The organism is Curtobacterium sp. VKM Ac-2852 (assembly GCF_013205045.1).
In the GTDB taxonomy this organism is placed as follows: domain Bacteria; phylum Actinomycetota; class Actinomycetes; order Actinomycetales; family Microbacteriaceae; genus Curtobacterium; species Curtobacterium flaccumfaciens.
The window spans coordinates 68,816-90,910 of record NZ_JABMLI010000004.1; the positions used below are offsets into that span (position 1 = coordinate 68,816).

At 71.6% G+C, this 22,095-nt stretch carries 21 protein-coding genes and 1 tRNA gene; 3 read left to right on the plus strand and 19 right to left on the minus strand.

Annotated elements, in window-relative coordinates:
- Positions 1-68 precede the first annotated feature (68 nt).
- From HQQ79_RS15380 to HQQ79_RS15395, 4 genes are all read right to left on the minus strand, one after another.
- Positions 69-1,094, minus strand: coding sequence for a S66 peptidase family protein (locus tag HQQ79_RS15380; RefSeq protein ID WP_173035475.1), 1,026 nt, complete (start codon positions 1,092-1,094; stop codon positions 69-71).
- Positions 1,095-1,337: 243 nt separating this feature from the next.
- Positions 1,338-1,411, minus strand: a tRNA-Pro gene (locus HQQ79_RS15385).
- A gap of 137 nt (positions 1,412-1,548) precedes the next feature.
- Positions 1,549-2,130, minus strand: coding sequence for a hypothetical protein (locus HQQ79_RS15390; protein WP_173035477.1), 582 nt, complete (start codon positions 2,128-2,130; stop codon positions 1,549-1,551).
- Positions 2,127-2,957: an endonuclease/exonuclease/phosphatase family protein gene (locus HQQ79_RS15395; RefSeq protein ID WP_173035479.1), complete on the minus strand. Its 831-nt coding sequence runs from the start codon at positions 2,955-2,957 to the stop codon at positions 2,127-2,129. Before HQQ79_RS15395 ends, HQQ79_RS15390 begins: the two co-directional genes overlap by 4 nt.
- 70 nt (positions 2,958-3,027) lie before the next feature.
- On the opposite strand from HQQ79_RS15395, the gene HQQ79_RS15400 reads away from it, so the two are divergent.
- Positions 3,028-4,503: a hypothetical protein gene (locus HQQ79_RS15400; protein WP_173035481.1), complete on the plus strand. Its 1,476-nt coding sequence runs from the start codon at positions 3,028-3,030 to the stop codon at positions 4,501-4,503.
- 75 nt (positions 4,504-4,578) lie between these two features.
- On the plus strand, positions 4,579-6,735 hold the full coding sequence (locus HQQ79_RS15405) for an ATP-dependent DNA helicase RecQ (RefSeq protein WP_216852633.1): 2,157 nt from the start codon (positions 4,579-4,581) through the stop codon (positions 6,733-6,735).
- A 240-nt stretch (positions 6,736-6,975) separates the two neighbouring features.
- On the opposite strand, the gene HQQ79_RS15410 is transcribed toward HQQ79_RS15405, so the two are convergent.
- From HQQ79_RS15410 to HQQ79_RS15480, 15 genes are all read right to left on the minus strand, one after another.
- On the minus strand, positions 6,976-7,497 hold the full coding sequence (locus HQQ79_RS15410) for a hypothetical protein (protein WP_071244988.1): 522 nt from the start codon (positions 7,495-7,497) through the stop codon (positions 6,976-6,978).
- A gap of 139 nt (positions 7,498-7,636) precedes the next feature.
- Entirely contained in the window at positions 7,637-8,263 is a 627-nt protein-coding gene (locus HQQ79_RS15415) for a hypothetical protein (RefSeq protein ID WP_173035483.1), read from the minus strand.
- Positions 8,264-8,400: 137 nt separating this feature from the next.
- Complete coding sequence (der, locus tag HQQ79_RS15420; RefSeq protein WP_027464783.1) at positions 8,401-9,921, minus strand: ribosome biogenesis GTPase Der; 1,521 nt, start codon at positions 9,919-9,921, stop codon at positions 8,401-8,403.
- Positions 9,922-10,067: 146 nt separating this feature from the next.
- Positions 10,068-10,763, minus strand: a complete 696-nt coding sequence (cmk, locus tag HQQ79_RS15425; RefSeq protein ID WP_051596569.1) for a (d)CMP kinase — start codon at positions 10,761-10,763, stop codon at positions 10,068-10,070.
- A 197-nt stretch (positions 10,764-10,960) separates the two neighbouring features.
- A complete protein-coding gene (locus tag HQQ79_RS15430) occupies positions 10,961-12,073 on the minus strand; it encodes a prephenate dehydrogenase (RefSeq protein ID WP_173035485.1) in 1,113 nt (370 codons plus the stop codon).
- Between the two features lie 58 nt (positions 12,074-12,131).
- On the minus strand, positions 12,132-12,920 hold the full coding sequence (locus tag HQQ79_RS18755; protein ID WP_231495626.1) for a pseudouridine synthase: 789 nt from the start codon (positions 12,918-12,920) through the stop codon (positions 12,132-12,134).
- A gap of 1,297 nt (positions 12,921-14,217) precedes the next feature.
- Positions 14,218-14,907: an SMC-Scp complex subunit ScpB gene (scpB, locus tag HQQ79_RS15440; protein WP_216852634.1), complete on the minus strand. Its 690-nt coding sequence runs from the start codon at positions 14,905-14,907 to the stop codon at positions 14,218-14,220.
- Entirely contained in the window at positions 14,897-15,700 is an 804-nt protein-coding gene (locus tag HQQ79_RS15445; protein ID WP_171907825.1) for a ScpA family protein, read from the minus strand. Before HQQ79_RS15445 ends, scpB begins: the two co-directional genes overlap by 11 nt.
- Positions 15,684-16,559: a ParA family protein gene (locus HQQ79_RS15450; protein ID WP_017885900.1), complete on the minus strand. Its 876-nt coding sequence runs from the start codon at positions 16,557-16,559 to the stop codon at positions 15,684-15,686. The genes HQQ79_RS15445 and HQQ79_RS15450 overlap by 17 nt, the downstream gene beginning before the upstream one ends.
- A 115-nt stretch (positions 16,560-16,674) precedes the next feature.
- Positions 16,675-17,490: an SseB family protein gene (locus HQQ79_RS15455; protein ID WP_173035489.1), complete on the minus strand. Its 816-nt coding sequence runs from the start codon at positions 17,488-17,490 to the stop codon at positions 16,675-16,677.
- A 4-nt stretch (positions 17,491-17,494) separates the two neighbouring features.
- Entirely contained in the window at positions 17,495-18,241 is a 747-nt protein-coding gene (priA, locus tag HQQ79_RS15460; RefSeq protein ID WP_017885902.1) for a bifunctional 1-(5-phosphoribosyl)-5-((5-phosphoribosylamino)methylideneamino)imidazole-4-carboxamide isomerase/phosphoribosylanthranilate isomerase PriA, read from the minus strand.
- Between the two features lie 98 nt (positions 18,242-18,339).
- Entirely contained in the window at positions 18,340-18,978 is a 639-nt protein-coding gene (gene hisH, locus HQQ79_RS15465; protein ID WP_071405609.1) for an imidazole glycerol phosphate synthase subunit HisH, read from the minus strand.
- Entirely contained in the window at positions 18,975-19,577 is a 603-nt protein-coding gene (hisB, locus tag HQQ79_RS15470; RefSeq protein ID WP_027464776.1) for an imidazoleglycerol-phosphate dehydratase HisB, read from the minus strand. The genes hisH and hisB overlap by 4 nt, the downstream gene beginning before the upstream one ends.
- On the minus strand, positions 19,574-20,680 hold the full coding sequence (locus tag HQQ79_RS15475) for a histidinol-phosphate transaminase (protein WP_173035492.1): 1,107 nt from the start codon (positions 20,678-20,680) through the stop codon (positions 19,574-19,576). The genes hisB and HQQ79_RS15475 overlap by 4 nt, the downstream gene beginning before the upstream one ends.
- A 64-nt stretch (positions 20,681-20,744) precedes the next feature.
- Complete coding sequence (locus tag HQQ79_RS15480; protein ID WP_173035494.1) at positions 20,745-21,122, minus strand: LysM peptidoglycan-binding domain-containing protein; 378 nt, start codon at positions 21,120-21,122, stop codon at positions 20,745-20,747.
- A 236-nt stretch (positions 21,123-21,358) separates the two neighbouring features.
- Here HQQ79_RS15480 and lexA point away from each other — a divergent pair, with 236 nt between their 5' ends.
- Positions 21,359-22,003, plus strand: coding sequence for a transcriptional repressor LexA (lexA, locus tag HQQ79_RS15485; protein WP_027464773.1), 645 nt, complete (start codon positions 21,359-21,361; stop codon positions 22,001-22,003).
- Positions 22,004-22,095 lie beyond the last annotated feature (92 nt).

Genomic DNA, 22,095 nt, shown 5'->3' on the forward strand with positions numbered 1-22,095 from the left:
GCCAGTGACGACATAAAGCGGACACAGAGCATCGTGCTCCCGCGACAAGCGATCCCTGACCGGTCGAGCTACGGGACCAGGTGCTGCATGATCGAGCCGTCCGCCCCGTCGAGTCGAACTTCCGCCAGGGCGCCGTTCACGAGTGGCATCTGCGGCGGCTGGTGCCCGGTGTCGAAATCGAGGAGTACCGGCACGTCGAGGTCGCCCAGCACCCGACGCACTGCTTCGTCCTGGGTCAGTTCGGGCACGGCCGCGCCGTCGGTGCGTCCGATCAGAACACCGTTCGCGTCGTCGAACCAGCCCGCGAGGCGCAGCGAGGTGAGCATTCGAAGGACGGCGATCGCGTTGGACTCGGCCGCTTCGAGGTAGACGATCGTGCCCTCCGGGGCGTACTTCCGCGCGAATCCAGGTACGTCGCCGTAGGGCGTTCCGGCGAGCAGCGAAACGGTTTCAAGGCAGCCACCGATCAGGCGGCCGCGCATCGTTACGTCATTCGTTCCGTCGAGGGACCGCCACCTCGTGGGTGCTTCGTACGCGTGTTCGCGATCCAACGGCTCATCAGCCCACGCTCCCCACGGGCGGCTGCGCCGGCGAGGTGCGCTGTACTGCTCGAAGGTGCTCCCTGGCGGAAGCGCCACGACGTCGGTCCATCGCTCGAACTCGGTAGGCAGCTCGTACGGCTCGTCCATGAGGTTGGCGCCGTGAATTGTCGCGAGCCCGGTCCGCGTTGTCAGCGGCAACAGCAACGTCGAGATGTCCGACCACCCCACGAACCAGGGGCGAGCTTCAACAAGGGCGTCCCAGTTGATCTTCTCGACCAATTCGATAGCAAGCTCCCCGCCCCACGGTGGAAGTACCGCGTCGGCCGCCGCGAACGCAGCGTGCAGATCCTCGGCGCGGGCAGCGGCAGACGCCGGCGTGAGACCAGCCGTGGACGTGTGCGGGCGCACATGAGTCTCGAACCCGAGTGCCGTGAGCGCTTCGACCGAAGTCTGCAATCGCTCGAGGAGATGCACGGGAACCCCCATCGACGGTGCAGGAACCTCGATCCGCCCGCCTGGTTGGAGCGGCGTTGGGTAGGTGATGCTCGCCATGATTCGACCGTAGCGGCATCCGAAGCATGTCCCGCAAGCCGGTCCTCCCACGGACCACGGTGTCCAACTCGGACTCGGATTCGAACCGGACGATCCGCGAGAAGACTTGTGTCGCAGATAGGTGGTCCGCTCATCGTCGCAATGACGGAGCCCTATGCGGACGACCCAACGACACCCGCCGGAACGACAGAAGCCCACCGAGATCCTCGGTGGGCTTCTGTCGTCGTGTCAAACACGTTTCGGTCGGGCTGACAGGATTTGAACCTGCGACCCCTTGACCCCCAGTCAAGTGCGCTACCAAGCTGCGCCACAGCCCGCGAGTTCCGGAGAACTCAGGATCCCGGAGGATCCTCGCCCGCGTCCGACCGGAGCGCGAGCGACCGGTCCAGCATAGCGGACGTCAGACCCCCTCCGTGCCACGGCGAGTCGGAGCAGCGCGACCCGAACGACACGCTCAGCCCGGCCGCACCACCTCGCGCCGCGCCGCCAACCACGGCAACCCGAGCCCGACGAGCAACCCGCCGGACCCGTCCGCCGCCAGGTCCCCGATCGTGTCGTCGTACCCGACGAAGATCTTGGAGTCGACGAAGTTGTGCCCGAGCCACTCCCCCATCTCCCATACCGCCCCGACCGCGAGTCCCGCACACAGCGCGAGCACCGCGACGACCACCCGGCGCTCGGCGTGCGGGGCCGGTAACGCCCGCAGGTCGGCACCGATGACGTAGAGCACCGCCGCGAGCAGCCCCGTCAGCACGACGTGCATGAACTTGTCCCACAGGAAGACGGTCGTGTACCACTCGAGCACGCTCGACCACCCGGCGAGGAGCACGAGCACGCACACCGCCACGTCGAAGGCCGGCCGCAGCCCGAGCATCCGCGGCCCCACGACGCCGAGCAGCGCCAGCGCCATGACCGGGAACGCCGTTCCGTCCCAGCCGACGCTCGCCACGACGACGCTTACGAGCGTCAGCGCCCGCACCACGTCGGCCACCAGGAACCGCGGCCGCAGGAACGTCGGTCCGAGCGTGGCGATCACGACGCCCACCGCACGACGGCGTGCACGGCGGCGTGGTCGGACGGCCACACGCCGCCCGGCCGCCGCACGTCGACCGCGACGCGGTCCACCTCCGCCTCAGCGGTCACGAGCACGCCGTCGATCCGCCGGCCACCGACGCGAGGACTCCCGTAGTGCGGGTACGTCCCGTAGGGCTCACCCACCTGCCTGGAGGCCCGCCCCCAGCTGTCCTCGACCCCCGCCTCCGCCAGGGCTCGCCATGGTGCGGAACCGGCGGGGCTGTTCCAGTCGGCCATGACCACGGCGGGCAGGCCGCGCTGCCGGACGATCCGGCCGAGCAGTTCGGCGGACCGCAGTCGGGCCCACGGCGAGGCGACGTCGAGGTGGGTGGCGATCGCCAGGAACCGGACGCCGGTCGCGCGGTCGTCGACGACGGCTCCGACGGCGTGCCGGGGGAAGGACGTGGCCCACGACCGCGAGCCGGGGCGGTGGGGTGTGCGGGAGAGTGCCCAGGTGCGGCGCTCGACGACGTCGAGGCGGGAGCGGTCGAGGAACAGGCCGACCTGTTCGCCACCGCCACGCGCTCCTCGCCCGGCCAGGACGGGCTCCCAACCCGACCCGAGGCCGGACGTCAGGTCATCTGCCTGCGTGGGCAGGGCCTCCTGGACGGCGAGGACGGTGGGCGCTTCGGACGTGACGAGCGCGAGCACGGCGTCGCGGCGTCGCTCCCAGGCGTCCGGGTGCGTCGGCTGTCGCGGCACGCGGCGACGCACGTTGAGCGTCATGCAGTGCACCTCGGGCGACCGGACCGGTCCGATGAGCGGGCGGTCGTCGGGGTGGTGGGGCATGCCTCCCTTCTACGAGACGACACCCGTCGGATTCCCAGGGACCTCTCCGCCTGGCTCGTAGGGTGGCTCGATGCGTTCTCGTTCCACCCCTCGTTTCCTGTTCGCGATCGCGGTCTCCGGGCTGCTGCTCGGAGCCGCCGGGTGCACGTCGAGCGGACCGGACACGAGCCGCCCGACCCTGGCGAAGGCCTCGGCCGACACCGTCACGGTGGCCGACGCTGGGGACGCCGCCGCCCGGTCCGTCCGCGTCAGCAAGGCCCTGTTCGCGAGCGCTCCCGGAGCGGTCGTCGCCCGGGCCGGCGACACCGACGGGATCCGTGGTGCGGCGAAGGCAGCGGCGAGCGCCCACGTCCCGGTGCTGCTGACGACCAAGGACACGAGCACTGCCGTCGCCCGCGAGCTCGACCGGCTCGGTGCCGACTGGTACCAGGCCGAGGGCGACGTGTCGGTCGACACGGACGTCGAACAGCGGCAGGCGCCGGACGGCGATGACGCGCCGGAGTCGACCCGGGCCTCCCGGCAGGCGACCGTGGTGGTGGCGGACGCGAGTGCGGACGCTGCTGCCGTGGCGACCGCGAAGGCCGCCGGTGCCCGCGTCGTGACCATGCCGGAGGGCGTGACCGACCCGGCTGCCGCACCCGACGTGGTGACGGCGCTGCACGAGCGGGCGAAGCACCCGACCGTCCTGGTCGGCGCGGCGTTCGACGCCCTGCCGGACCCGGAGTGGACGGTGCGGGCTGCCGAGGGCGGGTTCCAGCTGCGGAACGGCGGCCAGCGGCCGTTCGACGGGCACCGGTACGTCGCGCTGTACGGGGCTCCCGGAGCGCCGGCGCTGGGCGTGCTCGGCGAGCAGGGGCCGAAGGAGACCGTGCACCGTGCCGAGCAGGTCGCGAAGCCGTACCGGGCGGAGTCCGACGAGCTCGTGACGCCCGCGATGGAGGTCATCGCGACCGTCGCCGCCGGGGACGCCGGCGCCGACGGCGACTACTCGACGGAACTGCCGGTGTCGACGCTCGAGCCCTACGTCGATGCCGCGCACGAGGCGGACATGCCGGTCATCATCGACCTGCAGCCCGGGCGGTCGGACTTCCTGTCGCAGGCCAAGAAGTACGAGTCGCTGCTGAAGAAGCCGGGTGTGTGGCTGGCGCTCGACCCGGAGTGGCGGCTGACGAAGGACCAGGTGCCCCTGCAGCAGATCGGCAGCGTGTCGGCGTCCGAGGTGAACGAGGTGTCCTCGTGGCTCGCTGCCCTCGTGAAGAAGGAGGGGCTGCCGCCGAAGGCCCTGGTGCTGCACCAGTTCCGGCTGTCGATGATCCAGGACCGCTCCGCACTGCAGACCCACCCGGAGCTCGACATGCTCGTGCACGTCGACGGGCAGGGGTCACAGCCGGACAAGCAGGCGACGTGGAAGGCACTGCACCAGGGCGCGCCGGAGTGGCTGCACTGGGGCTGGAAGAACTTCTATGACGAGGACACGCCCATGCTGACGCCCGCGCAGACCATGCAGGACGTGCAGCCGACGCCGTCGTTGGTCACGTACCAGTAAGCGCGCCCCGTCGCGTTGTCCACAGATAGGAGGCTCGGGTCGGGTTTCGTCGGTCGGTGCTGACAGCATGGGGGCATGTCTGGTCTTGGTGTCGGGTCCACCGCGTCGTCTTCCGTGTCCCCCTCTGCGGACATCGCCGCCGAGGCGCAGCAGGCGCTCGCTGCGCTCACCGGGCGCCCCGACGCGGTGTTCCACCCCGGCCAGCTCGAGGCGATCTCGGCGCTGGTCGAGCACCGGCAGCGCGCCCTGGTCGTGCAGCGCACCGGGTGGGGCAAGTCCGCGGTGTACTTCCTCGCGACGCTGCTGCTGCGCCGACGCGGAGGCGGCCCGACCGTCCTGGTGTCGCCGCTGCTCGCCCTGATGCGCGACCAGGTCGCCGCCGCCGCGCGGGCCGGTGTCCGCGCGGTGTCGATCAACTCCGCGAACGCCCACGAGTGGGGCGAGACCCAGGCCGCCCTCGCCCGTGACGAGGTCGACGTGCTCCTGGTCTCACCCGAGCGGCTGAACAACCCGAAGTTCCGCGACGAGCAGATGCCGACCCTGATCGCCCGGATGGGCATGCTCGTGGTCGACGAAGCGCACTGCATCTCGGACTGGGGCCACGACTTCCGGCCGGACTACCGTCGACTGGCCGAGCTCATCCGGTCGCTCCCCCACGGCGTCCCCGTCCTCGCGACCACCGCGACGGCCAACGAGCGCGTGGTCGAGGACGTCGCCGAACAGCTCACCGCCGGTCCGGCCGACCCGGTGTTCACCATCCGCGGGTCCCTGGCTCGCAAGTCCCTGCGCCTCGGCGTGCTGACGCTGCCCGATGCCCGGCAGCGGCTCGGCTGGCTCCTCGCGCACCTCGGCGACCTGCCCGGCAGCGGCATCATCTACACGCTGACCGTCTCGGCGGCCGAGGACATCGCACGGCTGCTGCGCGACAACGGGTACGCCGTCCGTGCCTACACGGGGCGCACCGACACCGACGAGCGCGAACAGCTCGAGCAGCAGCTCAAGGGCAACGAGCTGAAGGCCCTGGTCGCCACGAGCGCGCTCGGCATGGGGTTCGACAAGCCCGACCTCGGGTTCGTCGTGCACGTCGGGGCTCCCTCGTCGCCCGTCGCCTACTACCAGCAGATCGGTCGTGCGGGTCGCGCGACCGACAACGCCGACGTCCTGCTCCTGCCCGGGCGCGAGGACCGCGAGATCTGGCAGTACTTCGCCAGCGCCTCGATGCCGACCGAGGCCCGCGCCGCCGCCGTGCTCGGCGCCCTGTCCACCGACACCGCGATGTCGACCGTGGCGCTCGAGGGCCTGGTCGACATCAAGCGCTCCACCCTCGAACTCCTGCTCAAGGTGCTCGACGTCGACGGCGCCGTCCGACGTGTCACCGGGGGCTGGGTGTCGACCGGGCAGCCGTGGGAGTACGACGCGCCCCGGTACGAGCGGGTCGCAGCGGCCCGTGCTGCCGAGGCCGCGTCGATGCTCGACTACGAGTCCACCTCGGCCTGCCGCATGCAGCTGCTGCAGCAGGACCTCGACGACCCCTCGGCCGAGCCCTGCGGCCGGTGCGACAACTGCGCCGGGGCGTGGTTCCCGACCGCCGTGTCCGACACCGACTCGTCCGGGGCGGCGGCCGCGCTCGACAAGGTCGGCGTCGAGATCGCCCCGCGTGCCCAGTGGCCCTCGGGGATGTCGTCGCTCGGGGTCTCGGTGCGGGGCAAGATCGGCGCGGACGAGCTCGTGCAGCCCGGCCGTGCGGTGGCCCGTCTGACCGACCTCGGCTGGGGCGGTCCCCTGCGCGCACTCTTCTCGACGTCCACCCCCGATGCCCCGATCTCGCGCGAGCTCGTCGACGGCTGTGTCCGGGCGCTCAAGGACTGGCCGTGGGAGACCCGGCCGACCGGCGTCGTGGCGATGTCGTCACGGTCGCGGCCCGAGCTCGTCGGGTCCCTCGCCCAGGCGCTGTCCACGATCGGTCGGCTGCAGTTCCTCGGCACGCTCGGCCGCGCCGGCGGGACCCCCCGCGGCGACGGTGCGACGAACAGCGCCTACCGACTGTCCGGCGTGTGGGACACCTTCGTGGTCGATCCGTCGCTCGCCACCGCCCTGCAGGCGCACGAGGGCCCGGTGCTGCTCGTCGACGACCTGGTCGACAGCCGGTGGACGATGACCGTGGCCGGCCGGGAGCTCCGGCGCGCCGGGGCCTCCGCCGTGCTGCCGTTCGCCCTGGCCACGGTCGCGTAGCCCGGTCGCGCCGCCCCTGCACCTGTTTTGCGACAGTCCACGTGTCGATCGACGCGTGTGCTGTCGTGGTGCCGGTCCGCCCGCGCGAGCGTCGACGCCGAACGACACCACCGACGTCGTACGACACCGACATCGTCGCTCCCGAGCGTGCGCAACAACCCGCGCCCGCAAGAAGCGGCACCACCGACGTCGTACGACACCGACATCGTCGCTCGGCGTCGGTACCCGCCCGCCGGAGCCTCAGCGCCGCGCGGGCTTCGGGAACGTCGCCCGCATGTGGTCGCTCGTCAGCACGTCGCCGATGCCGACCATGAGCACCGAGAACAGGATCTGCTCGATGACCATCCAGAACGGGTAGAGCCCGGGGATCGCCGCGACGATGAGGGTCACGATCGGGAAGATCCGGCTGAACAACCGCAACCGCTGGTACGCCCAGTAGTACCCGAGCTGCGCCCGCCAGGCGAACACGTAGAGCGTCAGGGTGATGAGCAGCACCACGGTGGACCGGAACCACACCGCCCACGACAGGGACTCCCCCGCGCGGGTCAGCAGCACGGCGACCACGATGGCGGTGAGTCCCACGACGGTCTCGGCGACGAGCAGCCACCGGATCCACCGGAACGAGCGGACGGTGTCGGGGTGTCCGAGCATGTCCTCGCGGATCACGTACCCGGACTGCCGGCCTCCGGCCAACCGGTCGAGCCGCAGACGGCACCACACGCGGTCGGCGAGCACACCGAGTCCGTCGTTCTGCTGCGTCACCAGTACATCGTGCCCCATCCCGGCGGCGGCAGCGGACGCGGCACAGCCACGGGCACCGATGCGGAACGACACTGTCGACGTCGGACGACCACGACAGTGTCGTTCGGCGTCGGTTCAGCACGGCCCCAGCGCGCCCCGCTCAGTCCGACGGGACGAGTGCCGCGCCGCCCAGCACGGTGCCGGTGTCGGCGTCGAGCAGGACCAGGGAACGGACCTCGTCGGGCAGTGACCACGGATCGCTGAGCACGACGGTCAGTCCCTGTTCGACCCCGGCGGCCTGGAACAGGTCGTAGGACTCCCCGGCCGGCGTCCACACCGGCTTCGAACCACCGCGCACCGTCCCCGCGGACAGCACGACGTCGACGGGGCCGTCCCCGCCGGTCTCCAGGTGGTCGATCTCCACCGCGAGGGTCTCGTCACTCGTGTTCGCGGCGATCCGGACGTGCCCGGAGGCCGCAGCCCCGATGCCGACGATGTCACCGGACACCGGCGGGACGCGGCGCCACCACGGGTCGATGGGCGAGCCGTCGACCGGACGGACGGGTTCGGGCTCGATCGGTTCCTCGAGGCCGTTGGACGGCGGCAGTCGGACGTCGGGCGACTGCGCTGGCTCGGAGGGCACGGGGTCGGCACGGGTGACCGTGTCGCCGTCGTCGGACGTGTGCGAGATCGTCCAGAGGGACACCGAACCCACGACGACCACACCGACGAGGACGCCCACCAGGGCGAGCCGACGTCGGTCCGCTGCCCACGGCCCGGTACGCACGCCTCCATGATGCCGCACCGGTGTGCCGGACCGGCTGCGGGCCTCCAGGCCGAACACGGGTAGCCAGCCCACCGGAGCCCGGACGCAGAACGCGCCCCGACGGATCGAGGCGCGTTCTGCGTGACGGGTGGGACGGCTCAGCGCTTCCGGCGCTCGCGCACCCGCATGTTGACGTTGATCGGCGTGCCGGAGAAGCCCCAGACCTCGCGGAGGCGACGCGTGATGAAGCGTCGGTACTGCGGGTCGAGGAACGCCGACGTGAAGAGCACGAAGGTCGGCGGCTGGCTCGACGCCTGGGTCCCGAACAGGATGCGGGGCTGCTTGCCGCCTCGCACGGGGTGGGGGTGTTCCTGCACGAGCTCGGCGATGAAGGCGTTGACCTTGCCGGTCGGGATGCGGGTGTCCCACGACTCGAGGGCGGTCTCGAGTGCCGGCACGAGCTTCTCGAGGTGGCGGCCGGTACGGGCCGAGATGTTCACGCGCGGAGCCCAGGCGACGTGCGCCAGGTCCTGCTCGATCTCACGCTCCAGGTAACGGCGGCGCTCGTCGTCGAGCAGGTCCCACTTGTTGTAGGCCAGCACGAGGGCACGGCCGGACTCGAGGACGAGGTCGATGATGCGGAGGTCCTGCACGGAGACCGGCTCGGTGACGTCGAGGACGACCACCGCGACCTCGGCCTTCTCGAGCGCGGCGGTGGTGCGGAGCGAGGCGTAGAAGTCGGCGCCCTGCTGCATGTGCACGCGCTTGCGGATGCCGGCGGTGTCGACGAAGCGCCACACCTTGCCGCCGAGCTCGATCTGCTCGTCCACCGGGTCGCGGGTGGTTCCGGCGATGTCGTTCACGACGACCCGCTCTTCACCGGCGGCCTTGTTGAGCAGCGAGCTCTTGCCGACGTTCGGGCGGCCGAGGATGGCCACGCGGCGGGGGCCGCCGACCTCCTGCTTGGCGACGGCCGAGGTGTCGGGCAGCGTCTTGATGATCAGGTCGAGCAGGTCCGCGACGCCGCGGCCGTGCAGGGCCGACACCGGGTGCGGCTCGCCGAGCCCCAGGTTCCAGAGTTCGTAGGCGTCGAGTTCACGGCGCTCGTCGTCGGCCTTGTTCGCGACGACGATGACGGGGCGGTCGGTGCCGCGGAGCATCTTGACGACGTGCTCGTCGGTGGCGGTGATCCCGACCGTGACGTCCACGACGAACAGCACGGCGTCGGCGAGGTCGATCGCGACCTCGGCCTGCGCGGCGACCGAGGCGTTGATGCCCTCGGCGCCGGGCTCCCAGCCGCCGGTGTCGACGAGCGTGAAGCGCTTGTCGTTCCAGTCGGCCTTGTAGCTGACACGGTCGCGGGTGACGCCGGGGACGTCCTGCACGACGGCCTCACGACGACCGAGGATGCGGTTCACGAGCGCGGACTTGCCGACGTTCGGGCGGCCGACGATCGCGAGCACCGGGTAGGCGGGCAGGTAGTGGACGCCGTCCTCGCCGACCTGACCGGCCTCGAGCAGGGCGAGGTCTTCGTCTTCGAGGTCGTACTCCTCGAGCCCGGCGCGGAGCGCGGTCGCGCGCTGCTCGGCCTCGGCCTCGTCGAGTCCGGCGAGCCGCTCGCCGAGGGCGTCGTCGTACTGGGGGAAGTCGTCGTTGTCCGGGTTGTCCAGCTGAGCCATCTTGGGTTCCTCGCGAGCGGCCGGGGCCGCGGTGTCGGTGGCCGTTGCCGGCCGGGGCCGGGGGTCCGGCCGTGGTGGACCGTCCCGCCGAAGCGGTCCGGTCTGCGTCAGTGCGTGATCGGCCCGCCGAGGCGGTCCGGTCTGCGTCAGTGCGTGGCCGCGCGGGCCAGGTCGACGACCGCCTGCACGGTCTGGTCGAAGTCGAGGTCGGTGGAGTCGAGCGTCGTGACGCCGTCGGCGGCGTTCATGAAGTCGACGACCTTCGCGTCCGCCGCGTCGCGACGAGCGAGTGCTGCGGAGGTCTCGGCGGCCGACTGGGTCGTGACCTCTGCCGAGCGTCGGGCCATTCTAACGGACTCGTCGGCCGTCAGCAGGATCCGGACCTCGGCATCGGGTGCGACGACCGTGGTGATGTCCCGGCCCTCGGTGATGATGCCCGGGGCGTCGGTCTTCCGCATCACGTTCCGGAACAGCTGGACCAGGCGCTTCCGGACGTCCGGGAGCTTCGCGATGTGGGCGACCGCGCCGGTGACGTCGGGGGTGCGGATGGCCTCGGTCACGTCGGTCTCCCCCACCTTGACGTAGTAGTCGTCGGGGTCGGTGCCGATGGCGTAGTCGAAGGTGTCCCAGCTCGCCAGGATCGCCGCGGCGTCGTCGAGGTCGACCCGCTGCTGCAGGGCGTGCCACGCGAGTGCACGGTAGGCGGCGCCGGTGTCCTGGTAGCCGTAGCCCAGGGCGCGGGCCGCCGCACGGGAGACGCTCGACTTGCCGCTGCCGGCGGGGCCGTCGACCGCGATGACGATCTTCGCCACGTAGGCGCCGTCGGCCAGGCCGGACGGCATCGGGGCGCTGGTCGAACCGGGCTCCCCGCCGGGTTCGCCGAGGCCGCCGGCCGGACCACCGAGGGGGCCACCCTCAGCACCGCCGCGTGCCCCGTCGCCAGGAGTCGGGGTCGGCGTCGGCAAGCCGGAGTCGGGCCCGTCGGTCCCACCGGCCGGAGCGCGTCCACTGATCACGCCGGAGTCGTTCGTGTCGTCGTTCAGGCCCATGCTGCTGCGATCCTCCATCCGCGCCCCTCGAGTTCCTCGACGAGTCGCTGTTCCTGCTCGGGCAGCACCGACACCTCGACGATGCCGATCTGTGCGCCCGGTGAGTGCTCGAGGCGCATGTCCTCGAGGTTGATGCCGATCTCCCCGATGAACGTCAGGAGTGCGGCGATCTGCCCGGGGGTGTCGTCGACCAGGACGACCACCTGGGCGAAGCGCTTGGTGGTGCCGTGCTTGCCGGGGAGCCGTTCGACCCCGCGGTTGCCGTCGGCGATGGTCTCGGCGATGGTGCGCGGCGATCCGGCACCGTCCGGGTCGCCGAGCGCGTCGATCACACGGGACAGGTCGTCGCGCAGGTCGGTGAGCACCGGCCGGATGTGCCCGGCGTTCGCCCCGATGATCTGCACCCAGAGCCCCGGGTCGCTCGCGGCGATCCGGGTGACGTCGCGCACGCCGCCACCGGCCAGGCCGAGCGACCCGTCGGGGGCGTCCCGCAGGCGCGAGGCCATCAGCGTCGACACGAGCTGCGGCGCGTGCGAGACGTACGCGACGGCGAGGTCGTGCGACTCCGGGTCCATCGGCACGACGGTGGCGCCGACGTCGAGCGCGAGGTCCTCGACCACCGCGGCACGCTGGTACGTGATGCCGTCGTGCCCCGCGATCACCCACGGGCGACCGACGAACAGGTCGGCGCGGGCGGCGGTCGGACCACTGCGCTCGCGTCCGGCCATCGGGTGCGACCCGATGTAGCGGGAGACGTCGGCCCCGGCCGCCACCAGGGCGGCGAGCGGCCCGGACTTCACGCTGGCGACGTCGGTCACCACGGCGTCGGGGTGGGCGGCGAGCTCGCGCTCCACCACGGTCGCGACGACGTCCGGCGGTACCGCGACGACGACGAGCTCCGGATGGTCGCCGGCAGCCGGTCGACGCCCGGCGCCGTAGTCCACGGCGAGCGCCAGCGCGGCGGGCGAGACGTCGTCGAGGACGACGTCCACACCCTTCTCGCGCAGGGCGAGACCGATCGAGGCGCCGAGCAACCCGGCACCGACGACCCGGACCGGGCCGCGCAGACGGCGGTCGATGTCGGTCGGGGTCACGTCGGTCACCGGGCAAGCCTACCGATCGAGGCTCGGGCATCGGTCGATGCCCGAGCGTCGGGTTCGGTCAGTCCGCCGACTCGTCCTCGTACTCGTCGTCGTCCTGGTCGAGGGCGACGTCGCGGTCGTCACGAGCGGACGGCTTCGCGTCACGGACGGTGCTGAGCAGCTTGCCCACCTCGACCGTGCCGAGCTCGCGCATCTTGCCCGGCGGCAGGCTGCCAAGGTGCAGCGGTCCGAACGACCGGCGGACGAGTTCGAGGACCGGGTGGTCGACGGCCTCGAGCATGCGACGGACGATGCGGTTGCGGCCGGAGTGCAGCGTGATCTCGACGAGCGACTCACCCCGCGAGGACTCGAGCAACCGCACCTTGTCGGCCTTGATCGGACCGTCCTCGAGCTCGACGCCCTCGGTCAGGCGCTGCACCACGGCGGGGTTCACGTTGCCGTGGACCTTCGCGATGTACGTCTTCTGCACGCCGAACGACGGGTGCGCCAGCACGTGTGCCAGGTCGCCGTCGTTCGTCAGGACGAGCAACCCGGACGTCTCGGTGTCGAGTCGGCCGACGTTGAACAGGCGCTCCTCGTAGCGGTCCACGAACTCGGTCAGGTCGCGGCGACCGCGCTCGTCCTGCAGGCTCGAGACGACGCCGGTCGGCTTGTTCAGCACGATGTAGCGCCGCGAGGAGTCGATCTGCACGGGCACGCCGTCGACGCTGATCGCGTCCTTCTCGGGGTCGACGCGACGCCCGAGGGCGTCCACGACCTCGCCGTTGACCGTCACGCGGCCCTCGACGATCAGGTTCTCCGCGACCCGGCGGGATGCCACGCCGGCAGCGGCGATCACCTTCTGCAGGCGCTCACCCTCTGCCTGGAGGCCCGGCCCGGCCCCGGCAGGAGCCGTTCCGTCCGCCGCGTCCCAGTCCTCGATGATCGGCCGTTCGGGCGTGCCCTCGGCCGGGTTGCCCCGGTCGTCGCGCTGCCCGCTCGGCTTCGGGGTGGTGCGGTCGCTGTTGCGGACACTCGTGGTGCCGCCGACGTAGCGGCGGCCGTTGTGCCAGACGCGGCTCTGCTGGCCGTCCGGGGTGCGGCGGTCATCACGCGGCGCGGAGCTGCCACGGTCGTCGCGGCCGCGGTACCCACCACGGTCATCGCGCGGGGCCGAAGCACCGCGGTCGTCACGGCCGCGGTACCCACCACGGTCATCCCGCGGGGCGGAGCTGCGGTCATCCCGGCCGCGGTACCCACCACGGTCATCCCGCGGGGCGGAGCTGCGGTCGTCACGGCCGCGGTACCCACCACGGTCATCGCGCGGAGCGGAGGTCCCGCGGTAGCCACCACGGTCACCGCCACCGGATCGGTCGTCGCGACCCCGGTAGCCGCCACGGTCGTCGCGCGGAGCCGAAGCACCACGGTCGTCACGGCCGCGGTACCCACCACGGTCGTCGCGCGGTGCGGAGCTCCCGCGGTCGTCGCGACCCCGGTACCCACCACGGTCGTCACGCGGAGCCGAGCCCCGGTAGCCACCACGGTCGTCACGCGGAGTCGAGCCCCTGTAGCCACCACGGTCGTCACGCGGAGCCGAAGCCCCACGGTCGTCACGGCCGCGGTACCCACCGCGGTCGTCACGCGGAGCGGAGGTCCCGCGGTAGCCACCACGGTCGCCACCACCGGATCGGTCGTCGCGACCGCGGTACCCACCACGGTCGTCACGCGGAGCCGAGTTGCCGCGGTAGCCACCACGGTCGCCACCGCGGTCGTCGCGCGGCGCGGAAGCCCCACGGTCGTCACGGCCCCGGTAGCCACCACGGTCGTCACGCGGAGCGGAGTTGCCGCGGTAGCCACCACGGTCTCCACCACCGGAACGGTCGTCGCGACCCCGGTAGCCACCACGGTCGTCACGCGGAGCCGAGGCCCCGCGGTACCCGCCGCGGTCGCCGCCACGGTCATCACGCGACGGGTACCCGCCACGGCGGTCGTCGTCACGCGGCGGGCGTGCGCCCCCGCGGTCGTCGCGGCCGTACCCGCCGGAGCGGCCACCGGCACTGGAACCGGCCCCGCCGCGTCCGCCGGCCGGGCGGCCGGAGCGATCCGGGCCTCCTGAGCGTCCGTTGCGGTCGTCTCGGTCTCGGGGCGCGCCGCGCCCCCGGTCGTCAAACCCTGCCATCGGGGATCCCTTCGTTCTGCTCGAAGCCGTCCGCACCGTCGTCCAGGAGGGGCGAGATGAGCGGCAGCTCGTCGAGCGAGTTGATGCCGAGCTGCTGCAGGAGCAGGTCGGACGTGACGTAGTTGATGGCGCCGGTCTCGGCGTCGGTGAACGACTCCTCGATGAGGCCGCGTGCCACCAGGGTTCGGACGACGCCGTCGACGTTGACGGCACGGATCGCAGCGATCTGCGAGCGGGTGATCGGCTGCTTGTATGCGACGACCGCGAGGGTCTCGAGCGCGGCCTGCGACAGCCGCGAGGGACGCTCGGCCTCGACGAACTGCTCGACCACGGGGTCCAGGTCGGCGCGGACGTAGAAGCGCCAGCCGCCACCGACCTCGCGCAGTTCGAACCCACGGCGGATCGTGCCGTCGACGCCGTCGAAGTCTGCGACCAGGCGGTCGATCGCCTGGCGGACGGCGGGGACAGGCGACCCGACGGCAGCGCCGAGGGCGACGAGCGACTGCGGCTGGTCGGCGATCATCAGGATGGCCTCGAGCTGGCGGTCGATGGGGATGGTCGGGTGGGCCTGCGATGCGGCGCGCTCGTGGATCTCGTGCTCGATCGCACGGGCGTCGGCCATCTCGTCGGCGCCGCCGGGTTCGGCGCTGGACGTGTCGTGCACGTCATCCGTCATAGTCGGCTCCCAGGTTCGCGAGGCTCTCGTCGGACCAGTCCTCGGCGGTCCACCGCAGTGTCAGCTCCCCGAGCGGCTCGAGCTGCTCGAACGAGATCGACGCGTTCCGGTACAGCTCGAGGATCGCGAGGAAGCGAGCCACCACGATACCCGTCTGGTCGACGCCCGCGACCAGTTCACGGAACGAGACGCCCTCACCATCGCGGGTGCGGAGGATCGAGACGACGATCGCGGCCTGTTCGCGGATGCTGATGAGCGGGGCGTGCAGGTGGTCGAGGCCGACGGTCGGGATCTCCCGCGGAGCGAAGGCCAGCGCGGCCAGTGCTGCGAAGTCCTGCACCGACAGGGTCCAGACGAGCTCCGGCGTCCGCGCACGGAACCGCTCCTCGAGCCGGACGCTGCGGACGTGCCGGCGCGACTCGACACCCCAGCGCTCCCCGAACCAGTCGGCGGCCTGCTTGAACGCCCGGTACTGCAGCAGTCGGGCGAACAGCAGGTCGCGGGCCTCGAGCAGGGCGACGTCCTCGGCGTCCACGAGCTCACCCTGGGGCAGCAGCCCGACGATCTTCAGGTCGAGCAGGGTCGCCGCGACGACCAGGAACTCGCTGGCCTCGTCGAGCTCGTCGGCGGACTCGGCCTGCCGGACGTACTGGATGAACTCCCCCGTCACGGCACCGAGCGACACCTCGGTGATGTCGAGCTCGTGCTTAGTGATGAGCGACAGCAGGAGGTCGAACGGCCCGTCGAAGTTGGCGAGCCGGACCCGGAACCCCGCGTCAGGCGACGGCGCCACGCTGGACGAGCTCTCGTGCGAGCTGCCGGTAGGCGTGGGCGGCAGGGTGGTCCGGCGCGGTCTGCGTGATCGGGCGTGCGGACACCGTGGCGTCCGGGAACTTCACGGTGCGGCCGATGACGGTGTCGAGCACGCGGTCGTCGAAGGTGTCGACGACCCGCTCCATGACCTCGCGGGAGTGCAGCGTGCGCGAGTCGTACATGGTCGCCAGGATGCCGTCGAGCTTGAGCGCCGGGTTGAGGCGGTCGCGCACCTTGTCGATCGTCTCGATGAGCAGGGCGACACCGCGGAGCGCGAAGAACTCGCACTCGAGCGGGATGAGCACGCCGTGCGCCGCGGTCAGGGCGTTCACGGTGAGCAGGCCGAGCGACGGCTGGCAGTCGACCAGGATCACGTCGTAGTCGTTCGCGACCTTGCGCAGCACGCTCGCCAGGATCTGCTCGCGGGCGACCTCGTTGACCAGGTGCACCTCGGCCGCGGACAGGTCGATGTTCGCCGGGATGACGTCGAGGCCGGGGGTGTTCGTCGGCTGGATGACCTGGTTCGGGTCCTTCACGGCGCCCATGAGCAGGTCGTACACGGTGTGGATGTCGTGCGTCCGGACCCCGAGGCCGGCGGACAGCGCGCCCTGCGGGTCGAAGTCGACGGCCAGGACCTTGCGGCCGTACTCGGCGAGCGCGGCGCCCAGGTTGATGGCCGTCGTGGTCTTGCCCACGCCGCCCTTCTGGTTGCAGAGCGCGATGATGCGGGCGGGTCCGGTGCTGTCGAGCTCCTCGGGCACGGGGAAGTCCCGGACGGGACGCCCCGTCGGACCGTGGGTGGTCGCGCCGGTGGGGTTGGTCGTCGGGTTCGGGCTCACCCCGTCATCGTACCGGCGACCTCGGGCTGGGCCGGGTCGCACCGCCGCGCGAGCGCTGCGCTGCTGGCTGGCAGCCCGGCCACGGGCGCTGCTGCTGCGCTGTTGCTGCTGCTCGTCAGGCAGCGCGCAGGGCGACGCGCATGCTGTCGACCCGCTCGGCGATCACGGGGTCCGTCGACCACCGCTGCTGCAGCCGACCGACGAGCTCGCCGACCTGCTCTCGGTCGAGCCCCGGGTGCAGTGCCAGGCCCACCGTCAGCTCCGGCCCGGCGAACCGGCCGACCGGGTCGCCCGGCGCGAGTTCGACACGGGCGACGCTCGACTCACCCTCGACCGAGGCGGCGAAGGCGCGGGCCACCTCGGGGTCCTCGAAGCACGGGGCCCACGGCAGGTCCTGCCCGAGCGCCCACACCGCCGGACGACGCAGCACGAACTCGGTCGGCGACTTCGGGTCGAGCACGACGAGCTGGGTGTCCTCGCTCGCCGCGGCCATCGCCACGCGGCGAGACTCCACCGGCACCGGGCGCGCGTCCGGGTCCCACGCGTGCATGGCGTCGACCGAGGTGAACGCCGGCATGACGCTGCGACCGTCCGGACCGGCGACCGTGACGATCGAGAGTTCCTGGGTCTTGTCGACGAGCTTGCCCTCGTCGGTCTCCCCCACGTCGCCGGCCTCGGCGATGAGTGGGATGAGCAGGCGGGCGGTGCGGAGCGCCTCGACGACCGCTGCCTGGGAGGCACCGCCGGCGAGCGCGCCGATCGCGGCGACCACCGCGGGGTCGGCGAGTCCGTCGTCCTCGGCGAACGCGGTGTCGTGGTGGTCGAACGTGCGGCCTTCCCACGAGAAGCCCGCCGAGTCCGCCGCCCCGCCGGGGGTGTGCGCGTCGTCGGCGTCGGGCCCCGTGCCACGGCCGTTCGAGATGCCCGCCACGGCGTTACTCGGAGGCGATGTCGAGTGCGGCCGGCAGCGTGAACGCCCCGGAGTACAGCGCCTTGCCGATGATCGCGCCCTCGAGCCCGTACGGCACGAGTTCGCGGAGCGCACGGAGGTCGTCGAGCGTGGAGATCCCGCCCGAGGCCACCACGGGCTGGTCGGTCCGGTCGCACACCTGGCGGAGCAGTTCGACGTTCGGCCCCTGCAGCGTGCCGTCCTTGGTGACGTCGGTCACCACGTAGCGGGCGCACCCGGCGGCTTCCAGCCGGTCGAGCACCTCCCACAGGTCACCGGCGTCCTCGGTCCACCCACGGCTCGACAGCGTGGTGCCGCGGACGTCCAGCCCGACGGCGATCTGCTCGCCGTACTCACCGATCACACGGGCGGCCCAGTCCGGGTTCTCGAGCGCCGCGGTGCCGAGGTTCACGCGCGCCGCACCGGTCGCCAGTGCCGCTTCGAGCGAGGCGTCGTCGCGGATGCCACCGGACAGCTCGACGGAGACGCCCTCGACCTCGCGGACGGCGTGCGCGATCACCCGGCGGTTGTCGCCACGGCCGAACGCGGCGTCGAGGTCGACGAGGTGGATCCACTCGGCGCCCTGGTCACGCCAGGTGCGGGCAGCGGCGACGGGGTCGCCGTAGCCCGTCTCGCTCCCCGCCTCGCCCTGGGTGAGTCGCACGGCCTGCCCGTCGACGACGTCGACAGCCGGCAGCAGGACGAGGGGCGGGGTGTCGGTGAGGTCGGTCATGGTCCTGTCGGTTTCGTTGCGGGTGGAGAAGGGGCTGCGGACGGCCGGGAGGCCCGGTGCGCGTCCGGCACGGCCGTCGCGCCCGGCGCCGGCCGGGTTCAGAGCGAACGCACCCAGTTGGAGAGCAGGCGGATGCCCGGCTCGCCGGACTTCTCGGGGTGGAACTGCGTGGCGGTGAGCGGCCCGTTCTCGACCGCGGCGATGAACGGCTGCCCGTGCTCCGCCCAGGTCAGACGGGGCGCACGGAACGGCCCGTAGGCCTCGAGGGGGAAGTCGGTCACGCCGTAGGAGTGCACGAAGTAGAAACGCTCGTCGTGCAGCCCGTCGAACAGCACGGAGTCCTCGGGGGCCTGCACGGTGTTCCAGCCCATGTGCGGCAGCACCTCGGCCTGGATCTCCTGCACGGTGCCGGGCCACTGGCCGAGCCCTTCGACGTCGGCACCACGCTCGATGCCCCGCGAGAACAGGACCTGCATGCCGACGCAGATGCCGAGCACGGGTCGCCCGCCGGCCAGACGGTGGTCGACGATCTCACCACCCTGCACGCCCTCGAGCTGGTCGATCACGGCGGCGAACGCCCCGACACCGGGGACGAGCAGGCCGTCTGCCTTGAGCGCAGCCTGCTTGTCGGAGGTCAGGGTGACCTCGGCCCCGGCGCGCTCGAGCGCCTTGGCGGCGGAGTGGACGTTGCCCGACCCGTAGTCGAGGACGACGACGTTCGGCTTGGCGGCGGTCACAGGGCGCCCTTCGTCGAGGGGATGCCGTCGACGCGCGGGTCCAGTTCGACCGCCTTGCGCATGGCTCGGGCGAACGCCTTGAACTCGGCTTCGGCGATGTGGTGGGGGTCGCGGCCCTCGAGCACGCGGACGTGGACGGTGATGCCGGCGTTGAACGTGATGGCCTCGAACACGTGGCGGACCATCGAGCCGGTGAAGTGGCCACCGATGCGGTGGAACTCGAAGCCCGCGGGTTCGCCGGAGTGCACCAGGAACGGGCGCCCGGAGACGTCGACGACGGCCTGGGCCAGCGCTTCGTCGAGCGGCACGAGGGCGTCGCCGTACCGGCCGATGCCGGAGCGGTCGCCGAGGGCCTGCTTGATGGCCTGTCCGAGCACGATGCCGGTGTCCTCGACCGTGTGGTGCACGTCGATGTCGGTGTCTCCCGTGGAGCGCACGCGCAGGTCGATCAGGGAGTGCTTGCTGAACGCGGTCAGCATGTGGTCGAAGAACGGGACGGAGGTCGAGATCGACGAGGTCCCGGTGCCGTCCAGGTCGAGCTCGAGTTCGACACTCGATTCGCTCGTCGAACGGCTGATCGAGGCGGTGCGGGCGGTCATGCCTCAACCCTAACCGGCGGCTGCTCGGCGGCGACCTGCCGCATGGCGTCGAGGAACGCGGTCGTCTCGGCCTCGGTCCCCGCACTCACCCGCAGGTGGTTCGGGATCCCGAGGTCACGCACGATGACGTCACGCTCGAGCAGCGCCTCGAACGCGGCGTTCGGGTCGGCGACACCACCGAACAGGACGAAGTTCGACCAGGTCTCGTAGGTGCGGTACCCCATGGCCTGGAGCTCGGTGACCATGCGGTCGCGCTGCCCCTTGATGTCGTCGACCATCGCCAGCATCTCGGGAGCGTGCCGGAGTGCCGCGACCGCCGCCGCCTGGGTCAGCGCGGACAGGTGGTACGGCAGCCGGACCAGCCGGACGGCGTCGACGACGGCGGGGTGCGCGGCCATGTACCCGACCCGGGCACCGGCGAACGCGAACGCCTTGCTCATCGTGCGGGAGACCACGAGGCGCTCACGACCGGGCAGCAGCGTGAGGGCGCTCGGAGCGTCGGACGGCATGAACTCGGCGTACGCCTCGTCCACCATCACGATGCCGTCGGTCGCGTCGTAGGCGGCCGCGATCGTCTCGATCTCGAGCGGGGTGCCCGTCGGGTTGTTCGGCCCGCACAGGAACACGATGTCCGGCTGGTGCGCACGGATGGCCGCCACGACGGTCTCGGGCGAGATGCGGAACTCGTCGTCCCGCTGGGCCGGGATCCACGTGGTGCCGGTGCCCGACGCGAGGATCGAGTGCATCGAGTAGGTGGGCGGGAACCCGAGCACCGAGCGACCGGGCCCACCGAACGCCTGGAGGAGCTGCTGCAACACCTCGTTGGACCCGTTCGCCGCCCAGAGCTGCTCGGCGGTCAGGTCGTGCCCGAGGTAGTCGGCAAGTGACTGCCGGAGCTCGGTGAACTCGCGGTCCGGGTACCGGTTGACCGTCAGCAGCGCCTGCCGGATCGACTCGACGATGTCGGCAGCGACGTCATCCGGAACGGGATGCGTGTTCTCGTTGACGTTGAGCTGCACGCGGACGTGCTTCTGCGGGGCGCCGTAGGGGCTCTGCCCGCGCAGGTCGTCTCGGATCGGGAGGTCTTCGAGCGTGAATGCCACCGATCCATCGTAGGCCGCTGTCACCGTGCGACGACCAGCCGTCTGGACGGCGCTGCCCGAGTGGCTACTCGCCGTCGGTGTACTTGGTGGGGATGGAGATCTCTTCGCCGGCCTGCAGCGCGGAGCCGTCGAGCGCGTTGAGGCTCACGACGTCCTGCACGAAGTCACGCGGGTCCGAGTCGGGAGCCGTCTGCTCGGCCAGCTGCCAGAGCGTCTCGCCCGGCTGGATCGTCACGGTCTCGAACTGAGTGCGGGCGCCGCCGGCGGTGGCGTCACCTGCGGAGGCCTGTCCACCGTTCAGTACGCCGAGCGCGACGACGATGAGGAGCGGGAGCGCGGCGAGCGTCGTGAAGACGATGCGGCCGCGACGCGTCAGACGCAGGCGGGTACGCACGGCGGGCGCCGCGGCGCGCTGGATGTCAGCGATGGCGATGGTGCTCATGTCGTTCTTGCCTTCCCGTTCGGTGGAACCGAAGTCGTGTACCGAACATAGTTTCGAATCAGACGACGCACAAGTCCTGGGAGGGGATTTCTGCGGGGTTTTCTTGCGACACGCTCGAACAGGTGTTTGTCCGGCCCTGGCTGGTCGGATACTGTTTCGATCGACTGGGACAAGCCTGACGGGGACCACCGACATTCCCGCCGCGGCAGGACCGGCACCGACGAAAGCGAGACGACGTGGTGGACGAACTGCGGGGCCAGAAGCCGCTGACGCCGAAGCAGCAGGCGATCTTCGACGCGATCCGTGCGTCGATCGCCTCACGGGGCTACCCGCCGAGCATGCGCGAGATCGGCGACGCCGCCGGGCTCTCCTCGCTCTCCAGCGTCTCCCACCAGCTCGGCCAGCTCGAGCTCGGTGGCTGGATCCGCCGCGACCCGAACCGCCCGCGCGCGCTCGAGGTCCTGGTCGACGAGCCGTCGTCCGACGTCGGCGGCCCGGACATCGACGCCACCACGCTCGTGCCACTCGTCGGCCGGATCGCCGCCGGTGTCCCGATCACCGCCGAGCAGCACGTCGACGAGATCATCCCGCTCCCCCGACAGCTCGTCGGCACCGGCGAGCTCTTCATGCTCAAGGTCGTCGGTGAGTCGATGATCGACGCCGCGATCTGCGACGGCGACTGGGTCGTCGTCCGGTCGCAGCAGACCGCCGAGAACGGTGACATCGTCGCGGCCATGCTGGACGAAGAGGCGACGGTCAAGGTCTTCCGCCAGCGCGACGGTCACACGTGGCTGCTGCCGCGCAACTCCGCCTTCGAGCCGATCCTCGGCGACGCCGCCTCCGTGCTCGGCAAGGTCGTCGCGGTCCTCCGCTCCCTCTGACCGCGGCCCGCGACCCGCGCTGCACCGGCGCGAGACGCCGTCGTCAGTGCACGAAACCCCTCGTACGACGCCCCCAGCACGACGAAACGCCG